Below are 20651 nucleotides of genomic sequence, written 5' to 3' on the forward strand. Positions count from 1 at the left end.
GCGGGTCGTCGCCGCAGGTCAGCCCATGTGGGGGTACGTGTGGTCGGTCGGCGGCACGAAGGTCTCCTTGATCGTCCGCGGCGACACCCAGCGGACCAGATTGAGCCAGGAGCCCGCCTTGTCGTTGGTGCCGCTGGCCCGGGCGCCGCCGAACGGCTGCTGCCCCACCACCGCGCCGGTCGGCTTGTCGTTGATGTAGAAGTTGCCCGCCGCGTACCGCATGCGCTCCGCGACCGCGTCGACCACCCGGCGATCGGTGGCGAACACCGAGCCGGTCAGCGCGTACGGGGCGATCGACTCGGCCTGCGCGACCACGTCGTCGAACCGGGCGTCGTCGAACACGTGCACGCCCAGGATCGGCCCGAAGTATTCGGTGGTGAAGGTCTCGTGGGCGGCATCGCCGCACTCGAAGAGCGTCGGCCGGACGAAGTAGCCGACCGAGTCGTCGGCGGTGCCACCGGCCAGCACCCGGCAGGAGTCGTCGCCGCCGATCAGCTCCAGCGCGGCGGTGTGCCGGGCGAACGCCCTGTCGTCGATCACCGCGCCACCGAAGTTGCCGAAGTCGGTCACGTCCCCGTAGGTGAGCGAGTCGGCGGTGGCGGCGAGCCGGTCACGCAGCCCACCCTCCCAGATCGAGCGCGGCACGTACGCCCGCGAGGCCGCCGAGCACTTCTGGCCCTGGTATTCGAACGCGCCACGGATCAGCGCGGTGTGCAGGGCGTCCACGTCGGCGCTCGGGTGCGCGACCACGAAGTCCTTGCCGCCGGTCTCGCCGACGAGACGCGGGTAGCCCCGGTAACGGGAGATGTTGTCGCCAACGGTCCGCCACAACTGCTGGAAGACCTTCGTCGAGCCGGTGAAGTGGATGCCGGCCAGGTCCGGGTCGGCGAGCACCACGTCGGAGACCTCCTCGCCCCGGCCGGTGACCATGTTGATCACGCCGGGCGGGAGGCCGGCGGCCTCGAACAGCCGCATGGTGAAGTGCGCGGCGAACTGCTGGGTCGGACCCGGCTTCCAGACCACCGTGTTGCCCAGCAGGGCCGGCGCCGACGGCAGGTTGCCGGCGATGGCGGTGAAGTTGAACGGGGTGACCGCGTAGACGAAGCCCTCCAGCGGGCGGTGGTCGAAGCGGTTCCAGACGCCGGGCGAGGACGCCGGCTGCTCCTCCAGCAGGCGACGCGCGAAGTGCACGTTGAACCGCAGGAAGTCGATGAACTCGCACGCCGCGTCGATCTCCGCCTGGATCGCGGTCTTCGACTGGCCGAGCATGGTGGCGGCGTTGAGGGTGTCGCGCCACGGGCCGGCGAGCAGCTCGGCGGCGCGCAGGAAGATCGCCGCCCGCTCCTCGAAGGGCAACGCACGCCACATCGGAGCGGCATCCTTGGCCGCCTTGACCGCGGCGCGCGCGTCGTCGTGGGTGGCGTGCCCGGTCACGCCCAGCACGTGCGCGTGCCGGTGCGGCTGCACCACGTCGATCGGATCACCGCCGGCCATCCGCTGCTCACCGCCGATGGTCATCGGCAGGTCGATGCGCTCGGCGGCGAGCTCGGTCAGCCGCCGCTGGAGCCGGTCCCGGTCGGGGCTGCCCGGCTCGTAGTTGCGAACCGGCTCGTTGCGCGGCTCGGGAACGGAGAACACGGCATCCATCAAGGCTCCTGGCGATCTCGACAGCAGTGGCGAAACCGGACCCGCGGGCACCGACCGGGCGGCCGGACACCTGTCGCCGCACGGGAGGGCCGAGCAGCGGCGGGACCTCCCGTAATTCTCCCACGAAGGGCTGCGCACCCTGCCTCCGCCATCACCTTCCACCAAGGACCGGCCCACCCCTCCTCCCCTTACCGACCGGGTTCGATCCGGCAACCCGCACGCCTCCCGCGCCCCACCTCACCCCCGCGTCGGGCGGTGCTCTGGCACCGCGCCGCGCGCAGAGCCGTGCCGCGCGCCGCGCGCTGAGCCGTGCCGCGCGCCGCGCGCAGAGCCGTGCCGCGCTTCGCACGGGCCCCACTCCGCGCCGGGCTGGGCCTCGGCGGGACCGGTTGGGCCGCCGGTGTCGCCGTCGTGCGCGGCGGCGGCACGCCCAGCGGAGCCGCGTACCCTGAATGGTCGGTGACCTGCCGCCTCGAAGGGGAGACGATGACCAAGCAGCCCGGCCGCGTCCCGGCCGCGGAGTCGCACGAGCCGGCGGCCGCCGCGGCAAGCCCGAGCAGCCGGCCGCTGCCCGCGCCCGGCGCGGCGGTGCTCGCGCTGCTGGCCCTCGGCTGGCTGGCCGCCATGCTCTGGTCCACCCGGCAGGCCATCAGCTCGGCGGCGGCCGGGGTGACCGCGATCAGTCTCTCCGCGTTCGCCCTGCCCGGCGTGATCTCGGCCGCGCTCGTGTGCGGGGCGGCCGTCGCGCTGGCCGGCGGCAACCTGCTGGCCCGCCGGTACGGCGACTGGGCCACCCTGCGCTTCGCCGGGGCGATCGGCGGCGGAATGCTCGTCGGGCTGGCGGCGGCGATTGCCATCAACCTCACCTACTCCGACACCTCGATCACAAACGTGATCGCCGGCACCACCGCGGCCGCCGCGATCATCGGTGGCGCGGTGGCCGCCGCGCGGACCGCCCCGGCGGTCGGTGCGGTAGTGACCGCCGCACTGAGCACGCTTGTCTTCGTGGTCGCGTTCAGCCAGGCCCGGGACCCGCTGTTCGACCTCTTCGGGGCCGGCGACAGCCAACAGTCGGTGGTCGACGCGGCCAAGTGGGTGTCCCGGACCGAGTCGCTCGTCGCAGGGCTGCTCGCCGGGCTGCTCGCCTTCGGTTACCTGAGCTGGGCGCGGCGGCGGGCGGTTCGCCGCGATCCTGCCGCTGTGGCGCTGCGCTGGCCGGCGTACCTGCTCGCCGGCGCCGGGCCGGGACTGCTGCTGCTGCTCGCCGAGGTGATCATCCGAGTCGGCGGCCGGTCACTGCTCGATCTGGCCAGCGCACTCAGCGAGGCGGACGCGGTGGCGCAGACCTCGCTGGGCACCTCGCGGGTGGACAACGGGATCTGGGTGCTCTTCGTGGGGGCGCTGACCGCGCTTGTCGCGTTCGGCCGCACGCTCGGCCCGGCCCAGACCGACGACGACGAACCAGCCGCCAACCCGGACACCGTCACGAACCAGGCCGACCCGGAGGACGACGAGCCGGACCCGGCCGAGGCGTTCGACCCGGCCGAGGCGTTCGACGCCGACCCGGCCAAGGCGGATCCGGCCCGCTGACACCGTGCGGCGAATGACGCCCGGCTCGCGCCAGCCGGCGTTCGGCGCGGCGGCAGGCGTCCTGGCGGCCGGCTCAGCCGGCCGCGTGTAGCAGCAGGTCCAGCTCCGTCACGTCGTACCACTCCAGTTCGTGGTCCTCCGCGCCGTCGACGGTGAACTGGGCGTCGGGATCGCCGGCGGCCGCCTCGGCCACCACCTCGGCCGCCGCGGCGACCTCCTCGACCGCGTCCGCGCCGTCCACGTGCAGGGCCGCGACGGCACCCACCGGCACGGCCTCGGCCAACGTCACGGTGCTGGAACCCAACTCACCGTCGCCCCGCCCGACCGCGCTCGCCGGCAGGTCGACCGAGACGACGACGCGCCGGCGGGGAGCGGTCGGGTCGGCCCGGAGCAGGTGCAGCGACTCCTGGGCGGCCCGGGTGAACGCGACGTACTCCAACTCCTCCTCGTCACCCTCGGCGTACCACTCGCGCAGCGCCGGGGTCACCGCGTGCACCTGCTCGGCGACAAGCCCTTCCGCGCGCAGTCGGGCCAGCATCGGTACGGTCGCCGGCACGTACACCCGGACACGTTCATCGGTCACCGGTCGTCTCCCCCGCCTCGTCCCGCGCCGACGTCCGCCGGCACGGGCGCAGATCATTCCGCACGCCGTGACCGTCATACACCCCGACTCCGGCCGGCGGAAGCTCCCGCCCGGTGTGTCCGACCTCCCGTCGGACCGGCCAGTTGCTGGGCCGTCTGGGCTGTCGGTGGCAAACTAAGCCAAACGACCTCAACCCCGGGAGTTCCTGTGGAGCCACGGTTCCTGCTGCTCTCCGACGTCGCCACCGAGCTGAACGTGTCGGACTCGCAGGTCTACCACATGGTGCGCAGCGGTGAACTGCCGGCGATCAAGATTGGTGGACGAGGTCAGTGGCGCGTCGAGCGCAAGCGCCTGGAAGAGTACATAACTCGCAAATATCAGGAAACCGCCGACTGGGTGCAGAGCAACCCCCTGGTTGACCGCGAGCCGGAGTAGCGGGTACCCCAACCCGGCACCACCCGCCCTCGGCGCAGCACAACCCCCGCCGCCCCAGCCCCAGCCAGGTCGACTCGCCCTCGCGATAGTCGGGCCATCCACCCCACCACTTCGCGTGATCAACTCCGAATCACGGAACTGGGGGTGACGCGGCGGCTTGGACACCGCGTTATTGGCATAACCGAGTGGATCAGGCTGCGCGACGGGCGGGTTGCTCCGCCAGCCATTGACCGATGCCGCTCTGTCGTCCAGACTCGACGGTGTCGGAGGCAAACGAAGGCAAACGCAGGATCAAGGGGGCAGGATGAGCCAGGCGCGACAGGGACCCTCCCGGCCAGCCGTGCGGCTGCGCCCCGTCCCGCCCGTCGACCCGCCATACGTCGACGAGATCGACGGGTCATACTGGCCGGCGCCGACCCACGGTCAGCTCGCCCTCGACCTGTTCGCCTCGACCCGCCCAGACCCGACCCGCCCAGACCCGATCCGGCCAGCACAACGCCGGGCCGCCCTCCGCGCCGCGCCCAGCCGGTCCACCACCCACCCGGTCACGCCGGCACCGCCGGCGACCGCCCCGGAAGCCACCCGAGCCGCCCATCGGTTCGTCGGCAGTTGCCTCGAAGTGATCAACGGCTACCGTTCGCCGGCGCAGGTACGGGCACTGCTCGACCCGGTCCGAGCAGATGATCTGCTGACCGAGTTGGCCCGAGCGGGTGATTTGCTCACCGAGTCGGTCCGCACCTCCGGGCGGGCCGGGTCACCTCGCCGCCGAGCCGGCCGGCCGTTGGCCCGGCTGCTCCGGCTGCGTGTCTGCGAGCCCCGGGAAGCGGCGGTGGAGGCAGCGGCCGTCCTCACCGGTGCGGGCGGTCGGAGCTGGGCGATGGCACTCCGGCTGGAGCATCGCCGGGGCCGCTGGCTCTGCACGGCCCTGCACATCCTCTGACCACAGCCGATCGCGCGACCCCCACGCCGCGCAACTCCACACCACGCGACCCCGCGCCGCGAGACCCCCTCGCCACGCGACCCCCCGACCGCGCGGACCCCAGCGCCGCGAGACCCCACATCCCGCGCCCCCATCGAGGAGGGGCGGGGACGCCGAACGGGTCCCGGCCTGTTCGGCCGGGACCCGTGTCGGTCAGGTGCTGTCGGGCGGTCAGTTGCCGCCGTTGGGGGCACCGTGGCAGCGCTTGTACTTGCGGCCCGAGCCACACGGGCACGGCGCGTTGCGGGACGGGCCGTTGCTCGCCTCCGCCTGGTTCGCTGCCGGCCGACGGGAGGCGGCCGACGGAACGGCCGGGCCGCGGAGCCCGGCGGCCGGACGCTGCGGGGCGGACGGGGCGGTCCGGCCCGGTGCCGCCGGAGCGCCCGGGGCCGGTCGGCCCACACCGAGTGCCGGGGCCTGCTGCTCGGCCTGCTCGATGACGGGAGCGCCCGGGCTCGCCTCACCGTCGATGGTGGGCGCGGAGTATTGCAGGCCCTGCCGCCGCGGCGCCTGGTTGAGGCCCTTGGCCCGGATCTCGACCGGCTTGTCGAGAAGCGCGACCTCGTCGGCCCCCGCCTCCGGCTCCGGTTCGGTCACCTGGACGTCGATGTTGTAGAGGAAGCCGACAGTCTCCTCCTTGATGCCCTCCATCATGGTGGCGAACATGTCGAAGCCCTCGCGCTGGTATTCCACCACCGGGTCGCGCTGGGCGTACGCCCGGAGGTTGATGCCCTCCTGGAGGTAGTCCATCTCGTAGAGGTGCTCGCGCCACTTGCGGTCGATGACCTGGAGCAGCACCATCCGCTCGAGCTGACGTACCCCCTCGGTGCCGAGGTCTTCCTCGCGCCTGTCGTACGCGGCGTTGGCGTCGTCCTTGAGGCGGGCGACGAGGAAGTCGGCGTCCATGCCGGCCCGCGAGCCGCCGGCCTCCTCCTCCAGCTCCTCGATCGTCATGCCGACCGGGTAGAGCTGCTTCAGGCTGGACCAGAGCTGCTCGAGATCCCAGTCCTCGCCGTAGCCCTCGGAGGTGGCCCCCCGCACGTACGCCTCGACGGTGTCGTCGATCATGTTGCGCACCTGGTCGGAGAGGTCCTCGCCGTTGAGCACCCGGAGCCGCTCGGCGTAGACGACCTGGCGCTGCTTGTTGAGCACCTCGTCGTACTTCAGCACGTTCTTGCGGATCTCGGCGTTCTGGCCCTCGATCTGAGCCTGGGCGCTCTTGATCTGCCGGGTGACCATCTTCGACTCGATGGGCACGTCCTCCGGGATGTTGAAGCGCTCCATCACCGCCTCGACCGCCCCGGCCCGGAACCGCCGCATCAGCTCGTCCTGCAGGGACAGGTAGAAACGGGACTCGCCCGGGTCACCCTGCCGGCCGGCGCGACCGCGCAGCTGGTTGTCGATCCGCCGGGACTCGTGCCGCTCGGTGCCCAGCACGTAGAGGCCACCGGCGGCAGAGACCTCGTCCGCCTCGGCGTCGCAGGCCTGCTTCCACGTGGGCAGGACCTCCTCCATCGCCTTGGCGTACTCCTCCTCGTTTTCCAGCGGGTCGAGCCCGCGCTGGCGCAGCTCGTTCGCGGCGAGGAACTCGGCGTTGCCGCCGAGCAGGATGTCGGTGCCGCGGCCGGCCATGTTCGTGGCCACGGTGACCGCGCCCTTACGCCCGGCCTGGGCGACGATCTCGGCCTCCCGCGCGTGGAACTTGGCGTTCAGCACGTTGTGCGGGATGCCCCGGCGGCGCAGCAACTGGGAGAGGATCTCGGAGTTTTCCACCGAGACGGTGCCGACAAGCACCGGCTGACCCAGGTGGTGCCGCTCGGCGATGTCCTCGATGACGGCGTTGAACTTGGCCTTCTCGGTCTTGTAGATCACGTCCGGCCGGTCCTCGCGGACCATCGGACGGTGGGTCGGGATCGTCACGACGCCGACCTTGTAGACCTTGTTGAACTCGCTCGCCTCGGTCTGCGCCGTACCGGTCATCCCGGACAGCTTCTCGTAGAGGCGGAAGTAGTTCTGCAGGGTGATGGTGGCAAGAGTCTGGTTCTCCTGCTTGATCTCCACCCCCTCCTTGGCCTCGATCGCCTGGTGCATGCCCTCGTTGTAGCGACGGCCGTGCAGGATGCGACCGGTGAACTCGTCGACGATCAGGACCTCACCGTCGCTGACGATGTAGTCCTTGTCGCGCTTGTAGAGCTCCTTGGCCTTGATGGCGTTGTTGAGGTAGCCGACCAGCGGCGTGTTCACCGACTCGTACAGGTTGTCGATGCCGAGCCGGTCCTCGACCTTGGCGACACCCCGCTCGGTCACCGCGATGGTGCGCTTGGAGTGGTCGACCTCGTAGTCGCCCTCGCCGTCGGTGCCGGGCTGGAGCCGGGCCACCACTCCGGCGAACTCGCCGTACCAGCGGGCCGAGTGCTCGGCCGGGCCGGAGATGATCAGCGGGGTGCGGGCCTCGTCGATCAGGATGGAGTCGACCTCGTCGACCACGGCGAAGTTGTGGCCGCGCTGCACCAGCTCATCCTTCGACCACGCCATGTTGTCGCGCAGGTAGTCGAAGCCGAACTCGTTGTTGGTGCCGTAGGTGATGTCGCACTCGTAGGCGGCCTTGTGCTCGGTGGCCGGCCGGTTGGGCAGCACCACGCCGACGGTCAGCCCGAGGAACTCGTGCACCCGACCCATCCACGCCGCGTCACGCTGGGCGAGGTAGTCGTTGACCGTGATCACGTGCACGCCCTTGCCGGACAGCGCGTTGAGGTAGACGGCCATGACCGAGGTCAGCGTCTTGCCCTCACCGGTCTTCATCTCGGCGATGTTGCCGAAGTGCAGCGCCGCGCCGCCCATCACCTGGACGTCGTACGGCCGCTGGCCGAGCACCCGGGCGGCCGCCTCGCGGGCCACCGCGAACGCCTCCGGCAGCAGGTCGTCGAGGGTCTCCCCGTCGGCGAGCCGCTCGCGGAACTGCTCGGTCATGCCGGCCAGCTCCTCGTCGGTGAGGTTGACGTAGTCGTCCTCGATCGAGGTGACGGCATTGGCGATGGCCTTGAGCCGGCGCACCATGCGGCCCTCGCCCGCGTTAAGGACCTTTTCCAGAATCGACACGGATCAACGCTCCCCTAGACAGTCTCGAACCATCGTAGGCGCTCCATCGGCGCGATGGTCACTGGTGGCGGTGGTCGACTCCGCCGAACCCGACATAACTCGCGTCCTGCGCACCTCTCGAACGTTATCCGGTTACGCCGTCGGCGAACGGTGCGGCACGATGCTCGGGTGAAGCCCGTGGAGATCATCGAGGACGGCGTGCTGCTGCGACCCTGGCGCGGCACCGACGCCGACGCGGTACACCGGGCGTGCCAGGATCCGGACATTCAGTACTGGACAACTGTGCCACGCCCCTACCGGCCCGAACACGCCCTCGGCTTCGTCACCGAGAAGAGCGGGACGGCCTGGGCGGAGGGCACCGGAGCGCCGTTCGCGGTCTGCGACCCGGCGACAGGTGAGCTGCTCGGCTCGTGCGGGCTGGTCTCCATCGAACGGGACGGCACCGGCGAGATCGGTTACTGGACCGCCCCCTGGGCGCGCGGCCGGGGCGTGACGGTCCGGGCCATCCGGGCGGTTGCCCGCTGGTCCTTCGACACCCTCGGGCTGCGCCGGCTGATCTGGCAGGCCGAGGTGGGCAACCACGCCTCCCGGTTGGTCGCGCTCCGGGCCGGATTCCGGATCGACGGCCGGCTGCGGCTGGCCAACCCGGCGACGCGGTCCGACGCGGACGGCTGGATCGGCTCGCTGCTGCCCGGCGAGGTGCCCGCCCCCGGGGAGACCGGGCCGGCCGGTCCCGGCACCCTCGCCGCCCGGCGTGCCGCGGTCTTCGGCCGCCCACAGCCCACCCTGTTCGCTACCGCCGGGGCCGTTGAGCTGCGGATCCGGCCGATGGAGGAGCAGGACCTGGACGCCGTCGTACAGACCTGCCGGGACCCGGAGACCGTTCGCTGGACGACCGTGCCGGACCCCTACGAACATGCCGACGCTCAGGGGTTCCGGGTCTACGCCGAGAGCGCCTGGGCTCGGGGCGAGGCCGCCTGCTTCGTGGTCGCCGACCCGGACGACAGGTACGCGGGCACGATCGACCTGCGGCTCTCCCCCAGCGACGCCCTGCTGGCCGACGTCGGCTTCATGACCGCCCCGGCGGTCCGTGGCCGGGGGTACCTACCGGCCGCGCTCGTCGCGGTCAGCACCTGGGGCTGCACCACGCTGGGCCTGGCCCGGATCGAGTGGAAGGCGAACGTGGGAAACACCGCCTCCCGGCGGGTCGCCGAGAAGGCGGGCTTCACGTTCGAGGGGACCGCCCGCGGCGGGGTGCAGCACCGGGGCGAACGGGTCGACGCCTGGGTGGCCGCGCTGCTCGCCAGGGACCTGGGCTGATGACACCGCGGCAGGTCGTCGAGGCGCACGGCGTACGGCTGCGTCCCTTTCGGGCCGAGGACGCCGCCGACGTGGTCGACGGCTGCGCGGACCCGCTTACCCAACGGTTCGTCTCGAACCTGCCCACGCCGTACACCCGGACCGACGCCCGGTGGTGGATCGACGTCGGGGCCCCGGCGGCCTGGACCGGCGGCGGCGCGGCGTACGCCGTCGCGGACCCGGCCACCGACCGGCTGCTCGGCGCGGTGGGGCTGAACAACCCGGTGCCCGCGCGGGGCCAGGCCGAGATCGGCTACTGGCTGCGGCCGGCGGCGCGTGGGCGCGGACTGGCCGCCGCGGCCACCCGCGCGCTGAGCGAGCACGCGTTCGCCACCGGCACCGCTCGGCTGGAGCTGCTGACCGAACCGGAGAACGGCCCGAGCCAGCGGGTCGCGCTGGCCGCCGGTTTCCGCCACGAGGGTTCGCGCCGGTCGGCCGGGTCGGGCCGCGCGGGGAGTCGGCACGACCTGCTGGCCTGGGTACGCCTCGCCGACGACCCACCCGGACCGGTCGCCCGGCTGCTGCCCGACCTGCCCGACGGGGTGCTCAGCGACCAGGTGGTGAGTCTGCGCCGGCTCGCGCCGGACGACGCCGACCTGATGTACCGGCTGCACAGCCGACCCGAGGTGGTGGCGAACCAGGCGCCGCCCGTGCCGCCGACGCGGGAGTCGATCGGGCGACGGTGTCGTCTCGCGGAGAGCGGGTGGCTGACCGGAGACATCGCCCGACTACTGATCACGGACGTGGCCAGCGGGGAGCCGGTGGGCAGCTGCGGGCTGTCGTACACCGACGTGGCGGCCGGCGAGGCGTCGGTCGGCTACGCGTTGCTGCCCGACTGGCGGGGCCGGGGGTACGCGACCCGGGCGGTCCAACTGCTGGCGGCCTGGGCGTTCGGGCCGGTGGGGATCGCCCGGCTGACCGCCGGCACGGTGCCGGACAACACCGCGTCGCACCGCGTGTTGGAGCGGGTCGGGTTCCAGCGCGAGGCGCTGCAGCGCGGCCGGCTGCCCGGGTTGGCCGGCACTCGCCTGGACGACCTGACCTTCGCGCTGCTCGCGGCCGACCGGCGGCGCTGACAACAGGCGAGGATCACGGGGTTGTGGTGGGAACGCCCACCACAACCCCGTGATCGCGGGTCGGCTGGTGGTCAGGTGTCGAGGGAGATGATGCCGTAGTCGTACGCGTGCCGGCGGTAGACGACGCTCGGCCGGCCGGACTCCTTGTCCTGGAACAGGTAGAAGTCGTGGCCGACCAGTTCCATCTCGAACAGCGCGTCGTCGATGGTCATCGGCTCCGCCGGGTGCACCTTCTCCCGGGCGATGTGCCACGGCTGGTCGTCGTGCTCTTCCTCGACCCGCTCCGCGACGGCGGTGCCGGCGCGGGCACCGTCGAGCGGCGCGCTCAGCACGCTGGTGCCCAGGTCGGCGACCGGCAGGCCCGCGGTGGCCTCGGCGACGGAGATCGGCGCGTGCCGACCCCGGTGTACGCGGCGGCGGTCGGCCGCACGACGCAGCCGGGTGTCGAGTTTCGCGATGGCCGCGTCGAGTGCGCTGTAGAAGTCGTTCGTGCAGGCCTCGGCCCGCATCACCGGGCCCCTGGAAACGCAGGTGATCTCCACCCGCTGGCAGTGCTCGGCCTGGCGCGGATTGCGCTCGTGGAACAGCTCGACATCGACGCGAATCAGTTTGTGATCGTAGCGTTCGATCTTTGCGAGTTTCTCGGCTACGTGTACCCGGTAATGGTCCGGCACTTCGACGTTTCGGCCCTTGACCACGATGTCCACGTGACCTCCCTTGTTCGGATGGTCTTCGATCCGGCAACCCGGTCGCGCGCCGTGGGGGACCCGCTGGCGTCGACCGGCTGGTACGGCTACGCCTCCTCTCGCCGCCGAGGGTGGTGGAACGACCTCCTACCCCCGACAGCGAAACGCTAACTCCTGTTCGCCCGGCAGTCACCCCTAGTTGCCGAGACTGCCCAGGATTTTTCGCAGCTCATACACCAATGGGTGAAACGGAAACACACTCTGTTACAAGTGGTGTCTCTTTTGGGTCGCCGCGAGCACCACGGCGACACTCGGCACCCATCCGGTGGCGCTCAGCACCCGGGTCGCGGCGGCCAGGGTCACGCCTGTGGTGACGATGTCGTCGAGCAGCACCACGACCGGTGCCGCGCCGGCGGCACGACCCCGGCTCGCCGTGGCGCGCGGTCGGAAAGCGGCCTCGGCCGCAGCCGCGCGTCCGGCGCTGTCCAGGCTGAGCGAGTCGGGCCGGGGCAGCGCCCGCAGCGGCCGATGCACACGCGCCGTCCAGCCGCCCTGGTCGAGCCGGGCCGCGCAGTGCCGGGCCAACCGGTCCAGGTGGTCCCCGTACCGGGATCGGGCCGCCGCCGCCGTGTCCGGGACCGGGACCAGCGCCACGGGACGAGCCACGCCGACCGCCGCCGCGACAGCCTCGGCGAGCAGCGCGCCGAGTGGACGGGCCAGACCGTGCCGGCCGTGTTCCTTGTACGCCAGCAGAGCCTCGCGCAGCGGGCCGGCGTAGGGACCAAGGGCGACGCAGGACGGCAGGCCCGGCGGCGCGGGCGTCGGACGGACCACCCCTGGGCGCAGCGCGCCCAGAGCCGCCACACAGGCCGGACAGACGCCGTGGCGCAGGCCGGGCCGGCGCTCCCGACAACCCGCGCAGGTCGCGGGCAACACCAGGTCGGCGAGGTCCGCCCAGAGGCCGGTCACCAGGTCACCGGGTCAGTAGAGGAAGAACGGCGCCGACGGGTTGCTCGGCCGGACACCGGCCGGGACCGGGGCGATGTCGCGTACGCGGCCGGGCTCGATCCGTTCGAAGGGGCTGCTGCGGTAGGCCACCCCGTTCGCCTCGTACATGTAGGCCCCGCTGGGCACCCGTACGGTGCGATTCGTGGGATAGGCGGTCAGGTGGTTGACCTTGGCGCCGAGGTCGGTCCGCAGCGGCGTCTCCAGCGCGCCGTCGACGCTGATCTCGTAGATCGCCGGCTGACGGACGGACCCCGCCACCACCAGTTGGTCCTCGCTGCCCCAGTCGACAGCGGTGAGGGCGGTCAGCGAGGTGGCCACCTGCCGGGGCGGGCCGATGGAGACGCCGCCGCCGTCCGGGTTCACCGCGGCGACGTAGAGCCGGCCACCGGCGATCAGCGCGACCCGCTGGCCGTCCAACGCGGCAGCCACCGCGGTGACGTCGGCGGGCAGGTTGAGGGGCACCTGATACATCCGCGCGGCCTCGTCGAAGCGGTAGAGCTGCCCGTCGGCGACGACCAGGCCACGGCCGGGCCGTCCGTCGACGGTACGCAACCAGACCGGACGGCTCATCAGGGAGTATTCGGACGTGCTGCGGTTGAGGCCGGAGATCGGCGCGGCACCCGCGCCCACCGCGAGGCGGCGTCGGCCGTCACTGCTGCCGGTGACCACCATCGCGGCGAGGATGCGCTGCCCCTTGGCCACCGCCAGGTCGGCGGAGACGATGTTGCGGTTGGCCTCGGGCGCCAGCGGCACGGCGCCGCTGAGTTCGCTGCCGAAGTCGAGCGGATGGATGGCGCCCTCGTACACGCCGAACCGCTGCGGGCTCTCGGCGTTGAGGTAGAGCTGGTCGGAGTTGCGTCGCTCGCTCAGGTCCTGCACGGGCAGCGAGTTGTTGCGGATCTTCAGCTCCAGCGCACCCGGCAGGTCGCCCAACGACCAGGCGATCTGCGTGATCAACTGGTCGATCCCGTTCTGGTCGTCGCCGGACATGTCCAGGTTGACCTCCCACCGGCCGTTGCCGCCGGTGGCGTTGTTGATCAGCTCGGTGCGGTCGGGCAGCCCGACGACACCCGGGCGCAACCAGTCGGAGGGGCCACCGACAAGCCACTTCACCACCTCGTTGACCCGGCGCTCATCCGGCACCGCGAGCGGCCGGTAGCGCTGGTCGGGCACGAGGCGGGTGCGGTCCGAACTCCAGAAGTAGATCGACTCGTCCTGGTAGTAGCGACGAAGGGCGGCGTCGCTGAGCAGCAGCACGTTCGGCGGGTCGAAGATGTACAACCCGGCACGCTCGTCGTTGACGCCGCCGTTGAACGCCGCGCTGCGGATCCCGAACTCGTACTCCGTCTCGGTCGCCACCGGCGGTGCCAGGGTGCCGTTGGCCCGCAGCACGCCGATCTGCTGCACGCTGATCTTCACTGTGGTGGTCGAGTCGCTGTTGAGGGTGTAGACCGCGTCCCCCAGCCGGACCACGTTGAGCGCGACCTCGCTGCCCTTCTTCTCCTGCAGGCGGGACTTGTTCTCCGGGGCGATGAACGCCTTGACCCGCTCGTACGCCCGGTCCGGCTCCCCGGCGGCGGCGGACAGGAAGTTGCGGACGAACGCCTCGTTGACGCTGCCACTGGCCGTTCGCGTCGGCGGGTCACTGCCGGGACCGTTGACCACACCGGCCTCCGTCGCGGCCCCGCCCTTGCCGTCCACCCGCACGTCGGACGCCGCCGGGATGCCGCAGCCACCGCCCAGCAGCACCACCACACCGAGCGCCGCGACCCGAGTCGACCGTCTCATGAACGCACCTCCGCCCGCTGTCCGTCCCCGGTCGGCGCCGGGTCGATCGCCAGTGCCCCGCCGGTGCCGGGCCCGATGGCCAGCGGACCACCGTCGCGGGGGCCACCGAACGGCAGCGCGGCGTCGGCCGGCACCAGTCGCAGCGGCGAGGTGGTCAGCCGGTCGCCCGCACGGGCCGGCAGCGTGAGCCGGAACTGCGCGCCCTGCCCCGGAGCACCCCACGCCTCCAGCCAGCCGCCGTGCAGCCGGGCGTCCTCCAGGCTGATCGACAGGCCCAGGCCGGTGCCCCCGGTCTGCCGCGCCCGCGACGGGTCGGCTCGCCAGAACCTGTTGAACACCAACTTCTCCTCGCCCGCCTTGAGCCCCACGCCACGGTCGCGGACGGTGATCGCCACCGCGGTCTCGTCCACGCCGAGGGTGATCAGCACCGGTCGGGCCTCGCCGTGCTCGACGGCGTTGCCGACCAGGTTACGCAACACCCGCTCGACCCGGCGCGGGTCGACCTCGGCGATCACCGGCGTGCCCGGCAGGTCGAGTTCGATGGGTACGCCCACCCGCTCGGCCAGGCCAGCCAGCCGGTCCACCACCCGGTGCACCACCGGCACCAGGTCGGTCGGCTCGGAGTCCAGCATGGCGAAGCCCGCGTCGAAGCGGCTGATCTCCAACAGGTCGGTGAGCAACTCCTCGAAGCGGTCCAACTCGGCTTGGAGCAGCTCGGCGCTGCGGGCCACCGCGGGGTCGAACTCGTCGCGCTCGGCGAAGATCAGGTCAGCGGCCATCCGTACCGTGGTCAGCGGGGTACGCAGCTCGTGCGAGACGTCGGAGGTGAACCGGCGCTGCAGTCGGGACATCTCCTCCAGGCGCAGGATCTGCCGTTGCAGGTTTGTGGCCATCTGGTTGAAGGAGGCGGCGAGCAGCGCGAGGTCGTCCTCGCCGTTGACCACCATCCGCTGGTCGAGCAGGCCGGCGGAGAGTCGCTGGGCGGTCCGGGCGGCGACCCGGACCGGGTTGACGACCAGCCGGGTGACAAGCGCCGCGAGCAGCCCGAGCAGGATCACCAGGGCGACCCCGGTGGCCACGACCGTGGCTCGGGCGTCGGCGGCGGTTTCGTCCTGGCGGGTCAACGGCACCAGGTAGTAGAGCTCGATCTGGCCGAAGCGGGTGGGCACCGGCGAGCCGTAGACCAGGTATTTGGTGGGCTCGCCGGTGAGCCGCCCGGTGCGGATCTGGCTGGCCACCTTGCCGTCGGCGATCGTGGCCCGCAGCTCCGGGCTGATCAGCGCCTGGACGTTGGCCGACGGCGCGGTGCGGGTCTGGATGTCGTTGTGGTAGCCGTCGGCCGTGATCGCCACCACCACCCCGCTGGTCTGCTGGGGGTCGCCGCCGGCCAGGTAGTTGACGGTGCCGTCGATGGTCTCCTGGAGCTGCGCCTCCTGCGGCTGACCGTAGAGGGAGACCTGCTTGGCCGCGTAGCTGGCACCGCTGATCACCCGCAGTCGGACGTCGCTGCGGGCGTTGTCGAGCAGGATCGTGGTGATCTTGTCGGCGATCAGGAACGCGAACCCGCCGACCAGCAGGCTGGACGCGACCAGCGTGATGGTCACGACCCGGACCTGCAGCGAGCGCCGCCAGGTCTGGTGCACGCGGGCCACCACCCGGGCGACCCGGCCGCTCACCGCGCGCCAGATCTCCCCACCGGCGCTGGGCCGGCGGGCAGCCGTGCTCGGGGAGTGCGGGGGCGGCGAGGTCGACACAGTGCGACCAGGCTATCCGGTCCCCGCCTTGTATCCCACGCCCCGCACGGTGAGGATGATTTCCGGTCGCTCCGGGTCCGGTTCGATCTTGGCGCGCAACCGTTGGACGTGCACGTTGACCAGGCGGGTGTCGGCCGCGTGCCGGTAGCCCCAGACCTGCTCCAGCAGCACCTCACGGGTGAAGACCTGACGCGGCTTGCGGGCGAGTGCGACAAGCAGGTCGAACTCCAGCGGAGTCAGCTTCACCTCCTCGTCGTTGCGACTGACGGTGTGCGCCGGCACGTCGATGGTGATCTGGTTGTCGGGTGGCCCGATGGTCAACATCTCGGGGGCCACGTCCTCGCCCCGGCGCAGGCGGGCCCGCATCCGGGCGACCAGCTCCTTGGGCTTGAACGGCTTGACCACGTAGTCGTCGGCGCCGGACTCCAGGCCGAGCACGACGTCCACGGTGTCGCTCTTGGCGGTCAGCATGACGATCGGCACGCCGGACTCCGCCCGGATCGACCGCGCGACGTCGATACCGCTCATACCGGGCAGCATCAGGTCGAGCAGCACGATATCGGGACGGCTGTCACGAAAGGCGGCCAACGCCCGCTCGCCGTCCGCCACGAACGAGGGCTGGAAGCCCTCGCTGCGCAACACGATGCCGAGCATCTCGGCGAGCGCGGGGTCGTCGTCGACCACCAGTACGCGGGCTCTCATGGGATTAATATTGCATCCTCATTCAGTTCGGTGGGACCGGCGTCCGCCGGTAACGCAGTGTGCCGCCGAAGAATCGCTCCTCGCACCCCGCGGCGGCGGCGCCACGTGCTGCGGTGCCGGGCGGGGGGATGAGCCCTCCGCCCCAGGCTGTCACCATGATCCCCCTTCGACGCCGCCCGGCGCCACCGCGGCCCGGGACGGGTCCCGCTGTCGCCAACCTGACCCCGGTCAGCCGAAGAGGGCGCGCCCCCAGTGGTCCCCGCCGTCGCGTACCCCGGGAGGGCAGGCGAACACACCGCTGGAGACGTGCCGCAGGTATTCGTTCAGCACGTCGTGCCGCGCCAACTGGGTCTGGATCGGCACGAACTGGCGGCGCGGATCGCGCTGGTAGGCGATGAAGAAGAGGCCCGCGTCGAGCCGGCCGAGGCCGTCCGAGCCGTCGACGAAGTTGTAGCCCCGGCGCAGCAGTTGGGCGCCGTCGTTCCGGCTCGGGTGGGCCAGCGTCACGTGCGCGTGCTCGGCGATCACCGGCTTGCCGTCCGCGCCGCGCGCGGCGAAGTCCGGCTCGTCGAACTCGCCGGTCCGCCCGAGGGGTGCGCCGCTGCCCTTGCTCCGGCCGACGATCTCCTCCTGCTCGGCCAGGGAGGTCCGGTCCCAGGTCTCCACCAGCATCCGGATCTTGCGGGTGACCAGGTACGAGCCGCCCGTCATCCAGTCCGGCCCGTCACCCGGCTGCACCCACAACTGGTCGCGCAGCAGCTCGGTGTCCTCGGCCTTGAGGTTGGCCGTGCCGTCCTTGAACCCGAACAGGTTGCGCGCGGTGGCCTGGTCACGGGAGGTCGACGACGTACGCCCGAAGCCGAGCTGCGACCAGCGGACGCTCACCACGCCCATGCCGAGGCGGGCCAGGTTGCGGATCGCGTGCACCGCGACCTGCGGATCGTTGGCGCACGCCTGCACGCAGAGGTCACCGCCGGAGAGCTGCGGTTGCAGGGCGTCGCCGGGGAACTTCGGCAGCTCGGCAAGGGCGGCGGGCCGCTTGTCGGCGATCCCGAAGCGGTCCCGGCCGTCGGCGTCGCGAAACAGCGTCGGCCCGAAGCCGATCGTCAGGGTGAGCTGCGACGGGGGCAGACCGAGCGCCTCGCCGGTGTCGTCCGGCGGAGCCTCCGGCATCCCGCCGACCGCCCCGAGTACGCCGGCGTCGCGCCCGGCCGTCATCCGGGCGGCGGCGGCCGACCACTCCTCGAGCAGCTCGACCAGCCGGGCCCGGTCCTTCGTGATCACGTCGAAGGCGACGAAGTGCAGCCGGTCCTGGGCCGGGGTGACGATGCCGGCCTGGTGTTCGCCGTGGAACGGCACCGCCCCGGCCGGGTGGTCGCTGGCCGCCGCCGGGCCGCGGGTGCCGTTGACAAGCGCGCCGGCGCCGGCCGCCACTCCGGCGACTCCGGCCACCCCGGCACCGGCGAGCGTGATCGCTCGCCGCCGGGTCAACCTGTTCCCACTCATCGACTCCCCCTGCGTCCCGGTTACTTGGCGACGGCTGCGGCGACCTTGCTGATCGGCTCAGCGAGCGCGTTGATCCCGTCGGAGAGATCCTTGAGCTCGGCCTTGCTCAGTGCGGTGTGCAGCTTCCACCCGTCGCCGTCGCGGTGCTTGCCGAGCAGCGCCTCGACGTTCGCGAACTCGGTGTCCAACTGGGTGACCAACTCCGGCGAGCGCTGCTGCAGGGCCGGGCGGAGGGCGGACACGGCGGCCTTGGAACCCTCGAGGTTGGCGGCGAAGTCCCACAGGTCGGTGTGCGAGTAGCGGTCCTCCTCGCCGGTGATCTTGCCGCTGGCCACCTCGTCGAGCAGTTCCTTGGCACCGTTGGCGAGCTGGAGCGGGGAGAGCGTCTCGGCGTTGGCCCTGGTCACGATCTCCTTGACGTCCACCAACAGGCGGTCGGCGATCGGGCCGTCCTTGCTGATGTCGCCCGACTGCCAGAGGTCCTTCTCGATCCGGTGGAAGCCGGTGAACTCCATCCCCTCCTCGATGACCTCCTCGCGGCCATCGATCTTGGGGTCGAGGTCGCCGAAGATCTCGGCCACCGGCTCGATCCGCTCCCAGTAGGTGCGGGCGACCGGGTAGAGGGCCTTGGACTTCGCCACGTCGCCGGCCTTGACCGCGGTGACGAACTCCTCGGTCTTGTCCAGCAGCGCGTCGGTCTGGCTCTTGACGTAGCGCTTGTAGTTCTCGGCCGCGCCGGCCAGGGCGGCGTCGGCGGTGAGCGGCTGCGCCGACCCGTTGACCTTGAGCGCACCCCGGATGCCCTTGCCGCTCATCCCGGGCTTGCAGGCCGTCTGGTAGGTGCCGGCCGGCAACTCCACGTGCAGCTCACGGCTCAGTCCCGGGGCGATGTTCTCCACCTCGCCCATGACGCGGTCACCGTCGGCGTACACGTAGAACTCGGTCACCTTGGCGCCGGAGTTGGTGATCTTGAAGGTGGCGGTGCCGGCAGCCACGTCCGTGGTGCCGACCTCACAGGCGGTGTCCGTCGCCTTGACCGCGATCGGACCGCCGGCCGCGGCCGGAGCGTCCTTGTCGGCGCCGGAGCAGGCGGTCACACCGGCCGTCGCCAGCACGCCGACGGCAGCCAGCGCGAAAAATCGGGTGGTACGCATCTGAGCTGTCTCTCCTCGTGGGGTCAGGCACGCTGCGGCGTGGTTGCCGCCTCGGCCTCGGCCTCGGCGCCGGTGTCGGCTCCGCGCTCGGTGACTGTGGTTTTCGGGGCGGGCGCCGGCGTGCGGCGGGCCGGCCGCAGGAAGAGCAGAAGGACCGGCACGGCGTACCCGATCCAGGCGATCGTCTCCAGCACGGTGGGCGCGGGCGTCACGTTGAACATGCCGGCGAGCAGGGCCGCGTACCAGGTGGTCGGGTCGAGCGTGCCGGTGATGTCGAAGGCCAGGTCGTTCAGGCCGGGCAGGACACCGGCCTCCTGGAAGTCGTGTACGCCGTACTTGAGGATGCCGGCGGCCACCAGGATCAGCAGCGCGCCGGTCCAGGTGAAGAACGTGCCGAGGTTGATCCGCAGGGCGCTGGCGGAGAGCAGCGCGCCGAGCACCACGGCGGTGCCGATGCCGCCGATCAAGGCGAGCAGCGGCCCGCTGTCACCGGCCGCACCCTGGGCGGCCGAGTAGAAGATCAGCGTGGTTTCCAGGCCCTCCCGGATCACCGCGAGGAAGGCCATGCCGGCGACCGCGAACGAGCCGACGGCGAGCGCCTCGGTCAGCTTCCCCCGCAGTTCGCCAGCGATGGTCCGGGCCGCCCGGCGCATCCAGAAGATCATCCAGGTGACGAAGACCACGGCGGCGACGGAGGTGATCGCCTCGAACAACTCCCTGTCCTCGTAGCGGGAGAACAACGAGGTCGACGTGTACTCGATCAGCCAGCCGAAGAGCACCGACAGCGCCACGGCCAGGCCGACGCCCGCCCAGACCTGCGGCAACCGGTCCCGGCGCTGCGACTTCACCAGGAAGGCGACCAGGATGCTGACCACCAGGGTGGCTTCCAGACCCTCCCGCAGGCCGATCAGGTAGGTGGCGAACATCCGGGCTCCGAGTTCGTTAGGTACGCCTCAACTGACTTAGGGCAGGCATACCTTGCTCCCTGCCCAGGAGCCTCGTCAAGTCGTTCCCGACAAGCTCACTCGGCCCCGCGCTCGCGGCTCGTCCGACCGGCGTCGGGATGCCACCGTTCGGCTGTGGAAGGATGCCCGCCGTGAAGGGATTCCTGCCGTGGCTGGCCGTGCTGGCTGTGGTGCTGCTGCTCAGCGCGTTGCGACTGCGGGCGCTTGCCACTGTCGTGTCACTTGCGTGGCTGGCGTGGTGCGTCTGGACGTGGTTCCGCCCCACCCGCCGCGACTCCCGCTCGGGCTGACCCCGCCGACGCCTGCCGGAAGACGACGAA

The 20651-nt window shown here is 71.6% G+C and carries 17 protein-coding genes; 6 read left to right on the top strand and 11 right to left on the bottom strand.

Annotated elements, in window-relative coordinates; genetic code table 11:
* Window positions 1-18 precede the first annotated feature (18 nt).
* Window positions 19-1647, bottom strand: coding sequence for an L-glutamate gamma-semialdehyde dehydrogenase (gene pruA / locus ACLQ29_RS01150; protein WP_425769807.1), 1629 nt, complete (start codon window positions 1645-1647; stop codon window positions 19-21).
* 486 nt (window positions 1648-2133) lie between these two features.
* Here pruA and ACLQ29_RS01155 point away from each other — a divergent pair, with 486 nt between their 5' ends.
* Window positions 2134-3237 (top strand): hypothetical protein, encoded by a 1104-nt coding sequence (locus ACLQ29_RS01155; protein ID WP_425769808.1) that lies wholly within the window; start codon window positions 2134-2136, stop codon window positions 3235-3237.
* Between the two features lie 73 nt (window positions 3238-3310).
* Here the strand turns inward: ACLQ29_RS01155 and ACLQ29_RS01160 are convergent, their stop codons facing one another.
* The gene (locus ACLQ29_RS01160) at window positions 3311-3820 is read right to left on the bottom strand and encodes a DUF6912 family protein (protein WP_425769809.1); all 510 of its coding nucleotides are present in this window, start codon (window positions 3818-3820) and stop codon (window positions 3311-3313) included.
* Between the two features lie 207 nt (window positions 3821-4027).
* On the opposite strand from ACLQ29_RS01160, the gene ACLQ29_RS01165 reads away from it, so the two are divergent.
* A complete protein-coding gene (locus ACLQ29_RS01165; protein WP_425769810.1) occupies window positions 4028-4255 on the top strand; it encodes a helix-turn-helix domain-containing protein in 228 nt (75 codons plus the stop codon).
* A gap of 304 nt (window positions 4256-4559) precedes the next feature.
* Window positions 4560-5195, top strand: a complete 636-nt coding sequence (locus ACLQ29_RS01170; RefSeq protein ID WP_425769811.1) for an Rv3235 family protein — start codon at window positions 4560-4562, stop codon at window positions 5193-5195.
* Window positions 5196-5405: 210 nt separating this feature from the next.
* Here ACLQ29_RS01170 and secA read toward each other — a convergent pair whose 3' ends face one another.
* Window positions 5406-8333, bottom strand: coding sequence for a preprotein translocase subunit SecA (gene secA / locus ACLQ29_RS01175; protein WP_425769812.1), 2928 nt, complete (start codon window positions 8331-8333; stop codon window positions 5406-5408).
* Window positions 8334-8501: 168 nt separating this feature from the next.
* Here secA and ACLQ29_RS01180 point away from each other — a divergent pair, with 168 nt between their 5' ends.
* Complete coding sequence (locus ACLQ29_RS01180) at window positions 8502-9653, top strand: GNAT family N-acetyltransferase (RefSeq protein WP_425769813.1); 1152 nt, start codon at window positions 8502-8504, stop codon at window positions 9651-9653.
* Window positions 9653-10768 (top strand): GNAT family N-acetyltransferase, encoded by a 1116-nt coding sequence (locus ACLQ29_RS01185; protein ID WP_425769814.1) that lies wholly within the window; start codon window positions 9653-9655, stop codon window positions 10766-10768. Before ACLQ29_RS01180 ends, ACLQ29_RS01185 begins: the two co-directional genes overlap by 1 nt.
* A 71-nt stretch (window positions 10769-10839) precedes the next feature.
* Here ACLQ29_RS01185 and hpf read toward each other — a convergent pair whose 3' ends face one another.
* The 8 genes from hpf to efeU all read right to left on the bottom strand — a co-directional run bounded on the left by hpf (window position 10840) and on the right by efeU (window position 20292).
* Window positions 10840-11475, bottom strand: a complete 636-nt coding sequence (gene hpf, locus ACLQ29_RS01190; protein ID WP_393366693.1) for a ribosome hibernation-promoting factor, HPF/YfiA family — start codon at window positions 11473-11475, stop codon at window positions 10840-10842.
* Between the two features lie 243 nt (window positions 11476-11718).
* Entirely contained in the window at window positions 11719-12423 is a 705-nt protein-coding gene (locus ACLQ29_RS01195; protein ID WP_393366691.1) for a ComF family protein, read from the bottom strand.
* Window positions 12424-12435: 12 nt separating this feature from the next.
* Entirely contained in the window at window positions 12436-14250 is a 1815-nt protein-coding gene (locus ACLQ29_RS01200) for an LpqB family beta-propeller domain-containing protein (protein WP_425769815.1), read from the bottom strand.
* Window positions 14247-16004 (bottom strand): MtrAB system histidine kinase MtrB, encoded by a 1758-nt coding sequence (mtrB, locus tag ACLQ29_RS01205; RefSeq protein WP_425769816.1) that lies wholly within the window; start codon window positions 16002-16004, stop codon window positions 14247-14249. The genes ACLQ29_RS01200 and mtrB overlap by 4 nt, the downstream gene beginning before the upstream one ends.
* A 12-nt stretch (window positions 16005-16016) precedes the next feature.
* Entirely contained in the window at window positions 16017-16706 is a 690-nt protein-coding gene (mtrA, locus tag ACLQ29_RS01210) for an MtrAB system response regulator MtrA (protein ID WP_110564421.1), read from the bottom strand.
* Window positions 16707-16934: 228 nt separating this feature from the next.
* A complete protein-coding gene (gene efeB, locus ACLQ29_RS01215; RefSeq protein ID WP_425769817.1) occupies window positions 16935-18212 on the bottom strand; it encodes an iron uptake transporter deferrochelatase/peroxidase subunit in 1278 nt (425 codons plus the stop codon).
* Window positions 18213-18232: 20 nt separating this feature from the next.
* Window positions 18233-19366, bottom strand: coding sequence for an iron uptake system protein EfeO (gene efeO, locus ACLQ29_RS01220; protein ID WP_425769818.1), 1134 nt, complete (start codon window positions 19364-19366; stop codon window positions 18233-18235).
* Between the two features lie 23 nt (window positions 19367-19389).
* A complete protein-coding gene (gene efeU / locus ACLQ29_RS01225; protein WP_425769819.1) occupies window positions 19390-20292 on the bottom strand; it encodes an iron uptake transporter permease EfeU in 903 nt (300 codons plus the stop codon).
* Window positions 20293-20462: 170 nt separating this feature from the next.
* Here efeU and ACLQ29_RS01230 point away from each other — a divergent pair, with 170 nt between their 5' ends.
* Window positions 20463-20621 (top strand): hypothetical protein, encoded by a 159-nt coding sequence (locus ACLQ29_RS01230; protein WP_357376384.1) that lies wholly within the window; start codon window positions 20463-20465, stop codon window positions 20619-20621.
* The last annotated feature ends 30 nt before the right edge of the window (window positions 20622-20651 follow it).

The sequence above is a fragment of the Micromonospora sp. DT228 genome, from assembly GCF_049841595.1.
GTDB lineage: Bacteria > Actinomycetota > Actinomycetes > Mycobacteriales > Micromonosporaceae > Micromonospora.

What these genes read in the sequence shown, in the direction of transcription:
- pruA (WP_425769807.1), bottom strand. Translation starts at nt 1,647, where the DNA reads ATGGATGCCGTGTTCTCCGTTCCCGAGCCGCGCAACGAGCCGGTTCGC.
- ACLQ29_RS01155 (WP_425769808.1), top strand. Translation starts at nt 2,134, where the DNA reads ATGACCAAGCAGCCCGGCCGCGTCCCGGCCGCGGAGTCGCACGAGCCG.
- ACLQ29_RS01170 (WP_425769811.1), top strand. Translation starts at nt 4,560, where the DNA reads ATGAGCCAGGCGCGACAGGGACCCTCCCGGCCAGCCGTGCGGCTGCGC.
- ACLQ29_RS01185 (WP_425769814.1), top strand. Translation starts at nt 9,653, where the DNA reads ATGACACCGCGGCAGGTCGTCGAGGCGCACGGCGTACGGCTGCGTCCC.
- ACLQ29_RS01200 (WP_425769815.1), bottom strand. Translation starts at nt 14,250, where the DNA reads ATGAGACGGTCGACTCGGGTCGCGGCGCTCGGTGTGGTGGTGCTGCTG.
- mtrA (WP_110564421.1), bottom strand. Translation starts at nt 16,706, where the DNA reads ATGAGAGCCCGCGTACTGGTGGTCGACGACGACCCCGCGCTCGCCGAG.
- efeB (WP_425769817.1), bottom strand. Translation starts at nt 18,212, where the DNA reads ATGAGTGGGAACAGGTTGACCCGGCGGCGAGCGATCACGCTCGCCGGT.
- efeO (WP_425769818.1), bottom strand. Translation starts at nt 19,366, where the DNA reads ATGCGTACCACCCGATTTTTCGCGCTGGCTGCCGTCGGCGTGCTGGCG.
- efeU (WP_425769819.1), bottom strand. Translation starts at nt 20,292, where the DNA reads ATGTTCGCCACCTACCTGATCGGCCTGCGGGAGGGTCTGGAAGCCACC.